Genomic DNA, 12,135 nt, shown 5'->3' with positions numbered 1-12,135 from the left:
GAACGATCAACCATCTAAATGATAAACAAGGAGCAGGGGATAAACCGGGAACGATAAATGCAGAAGAATGGGAAATATATTGAAAGATAAAAGCAGGGCTTTCGCGATACGAATCGTAAACCTACATAAGTCTCTGAATGAAAGAATTGTTATTTAAAACCGAATATTTATCTGAAACTGAATATTCAAGCATGTTTGCCAACGCAAACGGATCAATGAAACTTATTATCACCAGCATTAAAACAGTCAAATATGGAAAAGCATAACCCGTCATCATCCCTCGTTCATCGTTCAGAAACAGTTGATCGTTCAGCGTTTGAAAACCGTTTATCGTTCAGTGTTCATGATTTATCCCCCTACATCAACTGGATTTATTTTTTTCACGCCTGGGGGTTTCAGCCGCGTTATGCCGCCATAGCCAATATCCACGGATGTGACGCCTGTCGTGCTTCCTGGCTGACAACCTTTCCGGAAGAAGAACGGGGCAAAGCTTCCGAAGCCATGCAACTCTATAAAGAAGCCAACCGGATGCTGGACGAATTGGACAGGGACTTTGAAGTGAAAAGCGTTTTTAAACTTTGCCCAGCCAATGCCGACGGAGACAACCTGATTATCGACGGTATCACTTTCCCGCTGCTCCGGCAGCAAGTCAAGAAAAAAGAGAACGAACCTTTCTTATGCCTCAGCGACTTTGTACGCCCTCTGTCTTCGGGAATCACTGATACAGTAGGAGTTTTTGCCTCTTCCATTGATGCGGATATGGAGGGACTTTACGAACAAGACCCTTATAAACATCTTCTGGTACAAACACTCTCCGACCGTCTGGCCGAAGCTGCCACCGAAAAGATGCACGAATATGTCCGCAAAGAAGTATGGGGGTATGCAAAAGACGAAAATCTCTCTATTCCCGATCTTCTTGTCGAAAAATACCAGGGTATCCGCCCTGCTGTAGGCTACCCATCTTTACCCGATCAGTCTGTGAACTTTATTCTCGACGAAATTCTTGATATGAAACAGATCGGTATCCGCCTGACAGAGAACGGAGCCATGTATCCTCACGCTTCAGTATGCGGATTGATGTTTGCACATCCGGCTTCCCACTATTTCTCGGTGGGGAAGATCGGTGAGGACCAATTGGCGGATTATGCCGCACGAAGAGGAAAAAGCGTTGGAGAGATGCGTAAATTTCTGGCAGCAAACTTGCAGTAAATCTTTTCTTTCGGTATATTTGTAACTGATCCTATACTTTAAAATAGAAAAAGTTATGAAAAAGGTTCTTATTCTGTTATTATGGTTACTTCCCTCCTGTAGCGTAGTGATCCTTGCACAGACTCAGCGGATAGCGGGTACTGTTGTAGTTGGTGACGGCCAACCCGCCGTCGGTGCCGCCATTGTTGTCAAAGGCACTAATATTGGTGCCGTAACCAACGTAGATGGCAAGTTTGTAATAACAGAAGCACCTGCTTCAGCACAGCAGCTTGTTGTCTATCACGTAGGCATGGAACGCAAAGAGGTAGCCGTAGCTCCCAACGTCTATATTCAGCTTCAGCCCGTAGAGAAAGGTTTTTCATGGAATGTGAAAGCCGGAGTCAGCCTGTTCAGTTTCCGCCGCCCGGACGGCTTGGACGAACGCACCGGATTCAGTGCCGGTGTCGGTGCGGAATATAATTTCAGCAGGCATTGGGCTATCCAATCGGGACTGATGGTCACCAGCAAAGGAGCAACTGCCGAGTACGACGGGTATTCTCCGCTGTCCTCGTCTACCGAACCTATCTCTTATAAAGCCAAAATAGCTCCTATTTATCTGGACATCCCTATTCTGGCAGCTTTTAAGATGGATGTGTCAAACCATGTTAAGTTTGTAATCAATATCGGACCTTATTTAGCCGTAGGCATGGGTGGAAAGTATGAACTGACAAACAAAGGCGGCCATAAAGGTGAGTCGCATAACCCTTTCAAATCCTACTCTTCCTTAGCTGAAGCGAAAAATAAAGATGCCTTGTTGAAACGTTTCGACATCGGAGTTCAGGGAGGCATCGGTTTTGAAATATGGAAACATTACCTGATCAATGCCTCTTTCCAGCACGGATTCATGGAGCCGGTTAAAGGAGGAACACTGTACGCAGGCGATACCGAGAAACATTACCCGATCGGAGGGATTCTGACAGTAGGATACAGATTTTAAATACAATACATTATCACCACAGATTTCACAGATTATCACAGATCATAATTGCCAATAATCTGTGAAAATCCGTGTAATCTGTGGTGAACTTAGAAACGATATCCTATTTCAAAAGCGACATCCAGAAAACCTTCCGAGTGATTCCATGAAGTACACCCCACTCTTCCGGTTCCTCCTATCAGGAAGTGCCCGTATTCCACTCCGATTCCATAGGCAAATCCTCCGGTAAACCGTTTGCCGAACAATGACTGGCTTTCAGTAACATATTCCACTCTATTATAATCTCCACTACTATCATAAGAACGCTTGCGAAATTCTTTCTTAACGTCTCCACTGATCCCCAAGTCAATATAAGGACCGAAACTGAATACCAGATTCAGATCATTTCCTATTCTATACTTCAGTGCAAACAGTAAAGGAATCTCCAGATAGAATGGATTGTAAGTACCACTCACCTGATCATAAGAAACGGATGAAGAGCCATCACCGTTATTTTCCGTATAATAATCATAGAAATCATGCCCTTTCATTTTACGGGAAACCAACAAAAGTGAGGGTTGGAAAGCCCAGTGTTTCGACATCCGGATATCGGCCCCTACCCCTCCATAGATACTAAGACCGTCTTTCAGTTTCGATTCGGGTCCTTGCATAAACTTACCTGCTCCAATTCCAGCCTTCACGATCAACGAGAAGCGTTGCATCACTTGTGTACGCATTTGTATACGCATCGGGAGATCTACATATCCGCTGCGTTTACCTTTTGTCACCTGTAGTGAGTCGAAATAGACAGGTACTTCCTCCAGTACAAAAACTCCATTTTTATCGGTGACAGCCTGTTGGTTCGTACGTTTCAAGGTAACTACCGCCCCGTCTACCGGATAGTAATCTTCATCCACGATCTTCTCTACCACTTTTTGTTTTTGGGCCATAACGTCTGTCAGTGCCAGGCAGACCAATGCCAATGCTATATATCTTTTCATATTTTTTTATTTTTTACATTCAACATCCGGTTCTCCATATCCGCTTGATCAGAAACGGTAAGTAACTCCCAAAGTAAGTGCCAGGTTGTGTTCTTTCGCTTCAAAACCTTCATCATCCTGTCCCAAACACATACTCTTTCCGGAAACACCTACCAACCACTTCTTGTATTCCACACCTATGCCATAAGCAACACCAAAGCTGAAAGGATGCAACAAAGAATGTTTCCCGCCATAATAATCATATTCATACTCTTTGCTATAAATGTCATACTCTTCATCGGGTTTACTTGTTTCCGTAGCTTTCACTTTTCCTGCAAAGCCATACGAAAACACAGGTCCCACAGAAAAGGCCAGATTCATTTTACGGGCTACCGGATGACGAAGAATGAACAACATCGGCAGATCCAATGAAACCGGATTCCAAGTTTCCTGATACTTCACACCGTTTCTTTCGGCATTGAACTCTGCTCCACGGTTACAAATTTGCAGAGTAGGCTGGAAAGCCCATCGTTTTGACATGCGTACTTCGATACCTAAACCAAACTCATATCCCACCTTAAAATCGGAACCATATGTAGTATATTTACTCATGCTGATACCGGCATGTGCCACAAACGAAAGCTTCTTACGCTTTCCGGTGAGCTGTACCGGTATATTCAGGTCCACTTCCCGGGTCTCCATACCGATGGAAGTAACAATCACCTTTTTGACCGAAAGAGGAACTTCCTGCAAGAAGAACTTACCGTCGACATCGGTTATTGTGCTGATATTGGTTCCTTTGGCTGTGACTAATGCACCCACAATGGGTTGCTGCTTTCTGTCAAATACTACTCCTTTTACATCGTGTGTCTGTACCTGAGCCATCACGGTGATTGCACAAATACAGGCAATCACTCCTATTATTATTCTTTTCATCTGTTTTCGTTCTTTAAATCTATATTTTATTCTGCAGGAGTCTCAAAAGTAAGATATTCACTATAAGTCGTCCCTACTTCATTTTTCACATAAACACGAAACTTATAAATGGTTCCGGGACGCAAATCATTGACAACCTCACTGAGCGTCAATCCATTGTCCTCAGTAAAGGGAATCTCTACGTTTTTTTCGTCCTGCATCATTCCCGTTTCCTGTGAATAAATGCCATAGCTATATCCATAATTTGTAATCAGAAAATCATTTGCATAAAAGGAAGCATACAGTTCAACCGACATATAGCCGGATGGATACAACGTAAAATTGTTAACCTCCGGTTCTGAACCCCGCTCGGTTGTAAATTCAACCACCGGGCCATAGCCGGTTCCCTCTTTAGTAGTCACATAGGGACGTACATAGTAATGGGTATTCGGAAGAAAATCCGTTACCTCTACTACAAAATTCGAATAGTTATAATCCCGAGTTTCCCGTGCCAGTGTCTTCTGGTCGGCAATGGTAGGCTGTGTGTTGGCAGAACTGTAACAAGCACCCTGCTCTATAATTTCAGTCTTAGTATTAGAACGAACCTCTACAGACAAGTAGCAACTAAATCCTGACAGCTGTGTATCGTATACTATCAACCTTGGCAAACCTGAAAGGCGAAACGTTTTCACTGCACTATATTGTTCTTTACTCGCATTTTCTCCCAACACGTGATCCAGCAATCCCGGACGTCCGGTATAGCCATAGTGATAGTCGTTCATGGCACAATAGTAAGTTTCACCCACAGCCAGCATGTTTTGATCCAGGAAAGCATAAAAGGTATTCCCTGCACTGTGACGGATATAAGCTTCCGCAATCACTTCCTCCATTGTTTTGTCTTTGGCAATCACAAACCTAGGATAGTAATACCGACTGGTTTCTCCCCCTGATACTTTTCCTATCATGACAGCGTCTGCCCGATACAGTTCATCAGTATCTATCCCCATGATACGGGATAGCAATTCTATCGAATCTTGCGAAAGCGTAGACACGTCACAAATGCGCTCCAATGTCATTGTGGTTTCAGAGGCTTCCATGGCTCCCCAATAATCCCCCTTATTGTCACAGGAGGTGGCCAGCAATGCCATCAGGCAGAGCAAGCCCAGTAATCTTCTCTTGTTCATCTTTGTCTATTTATAGTGTTAATTGCCGGCAAAGTTACAATATTTATTATAAATATAACAAAAGAAAACAGTTTGATTCCAAACAAATCCGAAGTACCTCTGTCCTCTCTTCCAGTGACATACAAGAAGACGTGACAAAACTACATATCCGAAAGAAGTATTACAAAGATACAGAGACAAACCGTTGTGAAGAAAGCATGATTCAGGTATGGATAGGATATTATGGAACGCAATATCCCAGCATCCTCCTGTAGGGAAAAGATCCGGCCATTCCCATTCTGTCCGCCATTATCAGACAGGACAAAAAGACCAATGGGTATGTATGATTTTCCACTGTTCAGACGAATCCAGTTTATATACTTCCGTACAATGCATCCTGAATGTCCGGTCATCTCTATAAGCTTCATAATCATATGCCAGAACAGCGACATCGGATGACAGCAATACAGTGGGTTCTATCATTTTATACCTGTCGATCTCGACTTTTCCCCGAATGCTGTTATAATACTCTTCCAGAGCCTTTTTACCTTCCAGTTTGTTCTTGAAAGCGGGGTCGATATAGACAACATCATCAGATGACAGTTCTATAAACCCATCCGGGTTTCCACGATTCCATAACTTCAGAGCTTGTTCTTCCAAAGATAAAATAAAGGCCTTCAGGTCCTCGCTATTTGAAGCCATACTTGTACATCCAGTCATAAAAATACGGATTTATTTAAAACGTTTCATACTTGACAAACTCCGTCACCCACAGATTCTTATCGTTTCCAAATATAATAAATATCCGGAAATAGTCCAAATTCCCACTAATTTCCGCTTTTATTTTGTGATTATTTCCTTTCCTTTGCGACTAACCATACAAAAGTAATCCCGAAAAGAAGACAATGAACCCCACCAGTCCGCCGCAAGCCAACGAACCCGTAGAACAAGAGTTCCTCTCCGTAGTCAGGGAGTACGAGCGGGTGATTTACAAGGTGTGCTATCTTTATACCACCCAGCACGCCACGCTCGGCGATCTTTATCAGGAAGTGATTCTCAATCTGTGGAAGGCTTACCCCAGATTCCGGAAAGAGTGCAAAGTCTCGACCTGGATTTACCGGATCGCACTGAACACTTGCATCAGCTTTATCCGCAAAGAGAAAAACATTCCGGAAATCGTGGCACTCACCCGCGAAGCCGACTGGCTGACGGAAGAGAAAGACGAACTGACGGAAATGCTCCGGCAACTGTACCGGATGATCAATCAACTGGGACAACTGGATAAGTCGATTATATTGCTTTATCTGGAAGAGAAAAGTTACGAGGAAATCTCGGAAATCACCGGACTGACAGTGACTAATGTAGCAACCAAGCTGAGCCGGATTAAAGACAAACTAAAAAAGATGAAAAAGGAGGAATAAGATATGGAACTGGATGATCTGAAGAAATCGTGGAACGCACTGGATGAACACCTCAAAGGCAAGGAGTTCATCAAGGAAGAAGAAATGAAACAATTATTGGGACGCACCCGGAACAACATTAACAGCATAGAACGGTTCAACAGAAAGCTGCGTTTTGCCGCAATCGGCATACTGGCATTGGCAGTCATCTTCTGGATATGTGATGATGCACTTACGGACTTTTATTATTGGATCGCCCTCTTCCTGTGCATCCCGGCCCTTTGCTGGGATTTGTATTCCGCCCATTACCTGGGGCGGACCCGGATAGATGAAATGCCTCTGGTCACAGTAATCTCCCGTATCAACCGATATCACAGATGGATGGTTCGCGAATGGATCATAGGCATACTCTACCTGCTTGTGATGGCTACCTTTTTCTCTTTCTACAAACAGGTCTGGCAATACGGTGCTGCAGGAATCGTCAGCAGTCTGATCGTGTGGGCCGTCGGACTTGGAATCTGCCTGTGGGTGTATCGCCGGAACCTCAGACATATAAAAGAAATAAAGAAGAACCTAAACGAGTTAAAAGAATTAAATCATACAGCTTAACTTAAACCGTACTTTACAAATTCTCTCTAACTTTGAAGAGGCGTTCGCAAGTCCCCCCGAGACATACCCTACGCCTCTTTTTATTTATTCAACCCATAGCTAAGAAAATATGCTGCAACGAGTTTTAGGCTTTCTGATCGTAATCCTTGTATTGCCGGACATTTACATTTACCGGACATTTATCAAACAAATGACTCTAAGTCTTTTTTGGCGAATCCTTTACTTCTTCCCCACTCTTTTCCTGATGGCGGGAGTAGTATCGTTAGCTTTCTTTGCCAACTATGAATACGCCGAACAACATACGTTATGGATAGGACGCTTCGCCGTTGTCTTCTTCTTGTTTGCCTCTCCGAAACTGCTCTTTACGATTTGTTCCATCATCGGACGCCCGTTCAACCGATGGCTGCACTGGCCCCGGACTCCTTTTATAGCAACCGGACTGGTACTGGCCGTGCTCAACGCAGTCCTGATACTTTATGGTTCGATGGTGGGCAAAGACCGTTTTGAAGTAAAGGAGGTCACCTTCCGTTCTTCCCGCCTGCCCGAAGCTTTCAACGGATACCGCATTGTCCAGTTGTCGGACATACACATCGGGAGCTGGCAAGGAAATGCCAAGAGCCTGCAACAGATGGTGGACCTGGTTAACGCACAAAATCCGGACTTGATCGTATTCACCGGTGACCTGATAAACAACCGGGCCATAGAATTGGACGGATTTGAAGAGATACTCTCGCAACTACATGCCCGGGACGGCGTATACTCCATCCTGGGAAACCATGACTACGGCCCCTACTATCGATGGAAAAGTAAACGCGACCAGGTAAACAACCTGAACGACTTGAAGAAACGGCAAGCCGACATGGGCTGGGTGTTACTGAACAACGAGCACACTCTACTGCACCGCGGAAACGACAGCATCGCCCTGATCGGGGTAGAAAACGAAGGAGAACCTCCTTTCTCACAGCACGGTGACTTGCCCAAGGCACAGGCAGGAACAAACGGCCTGTTCAAACTGTTATTAAGTCATAATCCTACACACTGGAGACGTGAAGTGTTGCCCGAATCGGACATCGACCTGATGCTGGCGGGACACACGCATGCCATGCAGCTGGCCATCGGACATCATTCACCTGCTTCCTGGATCTATCCGGAATGGGGAGGCATGTACAAAGAAGGCAACCGGGGGCTATACGTAAACGTAGGGATGGGATTCGTCGGACTGCCTTTCCGTTTCGGGGCATGGCCGGAGATTACCGTGATTACACTGGATAAATGAAAAAATACTGGCAAATACTGAAAGGCTACAAAGCAAGTCTGCTGGCATGTCCGCTACTGGTACTCGTGTCTGTAATGTGCGAAACCATTCAGCCGATGTACATGGCGGATATTATAGACAACGGAGTGATGCAACGGGATCTCTCCGTCATTACTGCCGTAGGCGGAAAGATGGTACTTATCTCCATTGTCGGACTGATATTCAGTATTGCCAATGTATATGTCTCCTCGCAAGCCTCCATCGGTTTCGGGACCGATCTGCGCACCAAGCTGTTCGGCAAGATACAACAACTCTCTTTTTTCGATATAGACCGGTTCAGTACGGCTTCACTGATCACCCGGCTGACAAGTGACATCAGCCGCATTCAGCAAGTTATCCAGGTATCGATGCGTCTGATGCTGCGCTCTCCGCTGATGCTCGTCATGGCAGTGTTCTTCGTGGTACGTATCAACCTGGAACTGGCAGGCGTCCTGCTGGCTGCCATCCCGGTGTTAGGTTTCAGTGTATTCTTCATCCTGCGGAAAGGGTTCCCCTTCTTCTTGAAAGTGCAACAGAAAGTAGACCAACTGAACGAGGTGGTACGCGAAAACCTGATCAACATCCGGGTGGTGAAATCATTTGTGCGGGAGGACTTCGAAGCACACAAGTTCAAGGACAAGAGCGAAAGCCTGCGCGACACGGTGATTCACGCTTCCAACATCATTGTCGCCATTTTTCCGGTGATGCAACTGGTGATGAACCTGTCGATCATCGCTATCCTTTGGATGGGTGGGCAGAAGGTGATGGCAGGAGAGTTGAAAGTGGGCGAACTGATATCATTTGTCAACTATCTGGCACAAGTGCTGATGTCGTTGATGATGTTGTCCATGATTATCATGACTTATGCCCGTGCCTCAGCCTCATCGAAACGTATCCTGGAGGTATTGGATACACAGCCTTCACTGACCGATACGCCCGAAGGAATGCGTAGCACCCGGCAGATCGAAAAGGGAGAGATTCGCTTTGAGAAGGTCAGCTTCCGTTATGGCGGAGGCGAGACGGATGTGCTGCGGAACATAAGTTTCCACGTCCGTCCGGGCGAGACGGTGGCTGTGGCAGGTGCTACCGGATCGGCTAAAAGTTCGCTCGTACAACTGATCCCCCGCCTGTATGATGTCAGTTCCGGTGAAATACGGATTGACGGCATCCCCGTACAAGACTACAACCTGCACGAACTTCATGCCCGCATCGGCATGGTGTTGCAGAAAAACGAGCTCTTTACGGGAACCATTGCAGAAAACCTGCGGTGGGGAAAACCCGATGCCACACAGGAAGAACTTGAAGAGGCCGCACGTGCCGCCGAAGCCCATGAGTTCATCCGCTCGCTGCCTGCCGGATATGACACGCAGTTAGGACGGGGCGGAGTAAACCTTTCCGGCGGACAGAAGCAACGCATCTGCATCGCCAGGGCTTTGCTGCGTAAACCCAAGATATTGATACTGGATGATAGCACCAGTGCCGTAGACTCTGAAACAGAACTCCGCATCCGGAACAACCTGAATGCATGGCTGCACGATACCACGGTGCTTATCATCACGCAACGCATATATACCATGCAATCGGCCAACCGGGTCATTCTGCTGGACGACGGAGAGGTAGAATCCATCGGAACACCGGAAGAATTGCTGGAACGCTCGGAGATGTACCGGGAAATCTATCACTCACAACAAATCGTTATCTGACCATGGCACACGGAGATCATCTGAAATACAGCGGAAAGCCTAAGGCGGGAAAGAAAACTTTCCTCCGCCTGGTATCATACGTGGCCTGCGACCGACGGTTGCTGATCGTAATCGGTGTACTGATCGTTGTGAGCATCGCAGCCAATCTCACCGGATCGTACATGCTCCGACCGATTATCAATAACTACATCCTGCCGGGAGACTTCCACGGATTGGTACGCATCCTGCTGGTACTGGCAGGCATTTACCTGACAGGGGTAGCGGCTACTTACATCGAATATATTCTGCTGAATAAGATCGGGCAACGCACCGTAACCCGGATGCGCGAAGAACTGTTCGGAAAGATGGAACGCTTGCCTGTCAAATACTTCGATACCCATCAGCACGGAGATGTCATGAGCCGGTACACCAATGATATAGACCGTATCAGCGACGCACTGACCGACAGCCTGTCCGACATGTTGTCGAGCGCACTGACAGTTGCGGGCATTTTCTGTCTGATGCTCTTCATCAGTCCGATACTGACAGCGGTAACACTGATTACCGTCCCCCTGATGTTCCTCAGCGCCAAAGGAATCGTAAAACGAAGCCGGAAATACTTCAAAGCACAACAGGAGTCATTGGGGATGATGAACGGCTATGTGGAAGAAATGATCAGTGGACAGAAAGTGGTGAAGGTCTTCGGACACGAACAAAAAGTGGAAACGGACTTCGGGATACTGAACCAAAGCCTAAAGGAGAAATCGCTAAAGGCACAATTCTACTCGGGGCTGATGATGCCGGTCATGCAAAACCTGAATACGCTGAACTATGTGATCATCACCATCGTGGGAGCCTTACTGGCCATCTTCCGCGGGTTCGACGTGGGCGGACTGGCGGCTTTCCTGCAATATTCCCGGCAATTCGGACGCCCCATCAATGAACTGGCGAGCCTCTACAACAGCATACAGGCAGCCATTGCCGGAGCCGAACGCATCTTCGAGATCATAGACGAAGCACCGGAGCAGAAGGATGCGCCGGATGCCATCACACTCGAAAAAACAAAAGGAGATGTAGCCTTGAAGAATGTATATTTCGGCTACCGTCCGGAAAAAACCATCCTGAAAGGAGTATCCCTGCATGCGGCTGCCGGAAAGAAGATAGCTTTGGTGGGCGCTACCGGAGCAGGAAAGACAACCATACTGAACCTGCTGCCGCGCTTCTTTGACATTCAGTCCGGAGAGATCACCATCGATAATCATCCCATCGACCGTATCAGGCGTGACAGCCTTCGCCGATCGATGGCCATCGTACTGCAGGATACACATCTTTTCACGGGTACGGTACGGGAGAACATCCGTTTCGGCCGCCTCAACGCGACCGATGAAGAGGTAGTGGCGGCTGCACGGCTGACAGCGGCCCATTCATTCATCAAACGTTTGCCACAGGGCTACGACACGCTACTCGAAAATGACGGGGCAAACCTGAGTCAAGGACAACGGCAGCTACTGAACATCGCCCGCGCGGCAGTGGCCGATCCGGCCATCCTGCTGCTGGACGAGGCAACAAGCAACATTGATACACGCAGTGAAATACTGATTCAAAAAGGACTGGACCAATTGATGCAAGGACGCACCAGCCTGATTATTGCTCACCGCCTGTCTACCATCCGCAATGCTGATACGATTCTGGTGCTGGAACACGGGGAGATTATCGAGCAAGGCAGCCATCAGGAGTTACTCGCACTGAAAGGAAAATACTACTCGCTGAACGAAGAGCAGTTCAAGTAAAGTATCCGCCACAAAGGAGGATACGGAAGAGATTGCGGAGCCTCACTTACATTCTACCGGCAAACACGAAAATTCTCTTTCCATCCGGTAATCAGAAAAGCTAAAATAAGGCGTCTTTTCCGTTCAGCCCGCCGTCCG

The 12,135-nt window shown here is 46.8% G+C and carries 11 protein-coding genes; 7 read left to right on the top strand and 4 right to left on the bottom strand.

The window, feature by feature from the left end; translation table 11 throughout:
- Positions 1-252 precede the first annotated feature (252 nt).
- Positions 253-1,209, top strand: coding sequence for a vitamin B12 dependent-methionine synthase activation domain-containing protein (locus JZY04_RS05390; RefSeq protein ID WP_122141786.1), 957 nt, complete (start codon positions 253-255; stop codon positions 1,207-1,209).
- Between the two features lie 55 nt (positions 1,210-1,264).
- Positions 1,265-2,185: a porin family protein gene (locus tag JZY04_RS05385; RefSeq protein WP_122141787.1), complete on the top strand. Its 921-nt coding sequence runs from the start codon at positions 1,265-1,267 to the stop codon at positions 2,183-2,185.
- 89 nt (positions 2,186-2,274) lie between these two features.
- Here the strand turns inward: JZY04_RS05385 and JZY04_RS05380 are convergent, their stop codons facing one another.
- The 4 genes from JZY04_RS05380 to JZY04_RS05365 form a co-directional block, all read right to left on the bottom strand.
- On the bottom strand, positions 2,275-3,165 hold the full coding sequence (locus JZY04_RS05380; RefSeq protein WP_101603313.1) for a porin family protein: 891 nt from the start codon (positions 3,163-3,165) through the stop codon (positions 2,275-2,277).
- A 48-nt stretch (positions 3,166-3,213) separates the two neighbouring features.
- Entirely contained in the window at positions 3,214-4,080 is an 867-nt protein-coding gene (locus tag JZY04_RS05375) for a porin family protein (RefSeq protein ID WP_122141788.1), read from the bottom strand.
- A gap of 26 nt (positions 4,081-4,106) precedes the next feature.
- Positions 4,107-5,243, bottom strand: a complete 1,137-nt coding sequence (locus tag JZY04_RS05370; RefSeq protein ID WP_122141789.1) for a fibronectin type III domain-containing protein — start codon at positions 5,241-5,243, stop codon at positions 4,107-4,109.
- A gap of 291 nt (positions 5,244-5,534) precedes the next feature.
- The gene (locus tag JZY04_RS05365) at positions 5,535-5,942 is read right to left on the bottom strand and encodes a DUF4440 domain-containing protein (protein WP_122141791.1); all 408 of its coding nucleotides are present in this window, start codon (positions 5,940-5,942) and stop codon (positions 5,535-5,537) included.
- 185 nt (positions 5,943-6,127) lie between these two features.
- Between JZY04_RS05365 and JZY04_RS05360 the strand changes: the two genes are divergently transcribed.
- The 5 genes from JZY04_RS05360 (at position 6,128) to JZY04_RS05340 (ending at position 11,997) form a co-directional block, all read left to right on the top strand.
- Positions 6,128-6,643, top strand: coding sequence for an RNA polymerase sigma factor (locus JZY04_RS05360; protein ID WP_005780219.1), 516 nt, complete (start codon positions 6,128-6,130; stop codon positions 6,641-6,643).
- Between the two features lie 3 nt (positions 6,644-6,646).
- On the top strand, positions 6,647-7,231 hold the full coding sequence (locus JZY04_RS05355; RefSeq protein WP_022012447.1) for a hypothetical protein: 585 nt from the start codon (positions 6,647-6,649) through the stop codon (positions 7,229-7,231).
- 109 nt (positions 7,232-7,340) lie between these two features.
- Entirely contained in the window at positions 7,341-8,507 is a 1,167-nt protein-coding gene (locus JZY04_RS05350) for a metallophosphoesterase (RefSeq protein ID WP_122141792.1), read from the top strand.
- Positions 8,504-10,228, top strand: a complete 1,725-nt coding sequence (locus tag JZY04_RS05345) for an ABC transporter ATP-binding protein (RefSeq protein ID WP_122141793.1) — start codon at positions 8,504-8,506, stop codon at positions 10,226-10,228. The genes JZY04_RS05350 and JZY04_RS05345 overlap by 4 nt, the downstream gene beginning before the upstream one ends.
- Before the next feature lie 2 nt (positions 10,229-10,230).
- Positions 10,231-11,997: an ABC transporter ATP-binding protein gene (locus JZY04_RS05340; RefSeq protein WP_122141794.1), complete on the top strand. Its 1,767-nt coding sequence runs from the start codon at positions 10,231-10,233 to the stop codon at positions 11,995-11,997.
- The last annotated feature ends 138 nt before the right edge of the window (positions 11,998-12,135 follow it).

This window comes from Bacteroides sp. 11BF (assembly GCF_019633765.1).
In the GTDB taxonomy this organism is placed as follows: Bacteria; Bacteroidota; Bacteroidia; order Bacteroidales; family Bacteroidaceae; genus Bacteroides; species Bacteroides hominis.
Note: the sequence above shows the minus strand (reverse complement) of the source record. Positions and strands in the feature narration are given on the sequence as shown.

Excerpts from the sequence above, each read along its gene's own strand:
- JZY04_RS05365 (WP_122141791.1), bottom strand. The coding sequence starts at position 5,942 with ATGACTGGATGTACAAGTATGGCTTCAAATAGCGAGGACCTGAAGGCC.
- JZY04_RS05340 (WP_122141794.1), top strand. The coding sequence starts at position 10,231 with ATGGCACACGGAGATCATCTGAAATACAGCGGAAAGCCTAAGGCGGGA.
- JZY04_RS05350 (WP_122141792.1), top strand. The coding sequence starts at position 7,341 with ATGCTGCAACGAGTTTTAGGCTTTCTGATCGTAATCCTTGTATTGCCG.
- JZY04_RS05345 (WP_122141793.1), top strand. The coding sequence starts at position 8,504 with ATGAAAAAATACTGGCAAATACTGAAAGGCTACAAAGCAAGTCTGCTG.
- JZY04_RS05390 (WP_122141786.1), top strand. The coding sequence starts at position 253 with ATGGAAAAGCATAACCCGTCATCATCCCTCGTTCATCGTTCAGAAACA.
- JZY04_RS05355 (WP_022012447.1), top strand. The coding sequence starts at position 6,647 with ATGGAACTGGATGATCTGAAGAAATCGTGGAACGCACTGGATGAACAC.
- JZY04_RS05370 (WP_122141789.1), bottom strand. The coding sequence starts at position 5,243 with ATGAACAAGAGAAGATTACTGGGCTTGCTCTGCCTGATGGCATTGCTG.
- JZY04_RS05380 (WP_101603313.1), bottom strand. The coding sequence starts at position 3,165 with ATGAAAAGATATATAGCATTGGCATTGGTCTGCCTGGCACTGACAGAC.
- JZY04_RS05360 (WP_005780219.1), top strand. The coding sequence starts at position 6,128 with ATGAACCCCACCAGTCCGCCGCAAGCCAACGAACCCGTAGAACAAGAG.
- JZY04_RS05385 (WP_122141787.1), top strand. The coding sequence starts at position 1,265 with ATGAAAAAGGTTCTTATTCTGTTATTATGGTTACTTCCCTCCTGTAGC.
- JZY04_RS05375 (WP_122141788.1), bottom strand. The coding sequence starts at position 4,080 with ATGAAAAGAATAATAATAGGAGTGATTGCCTGTATTTGTGCAATCACC.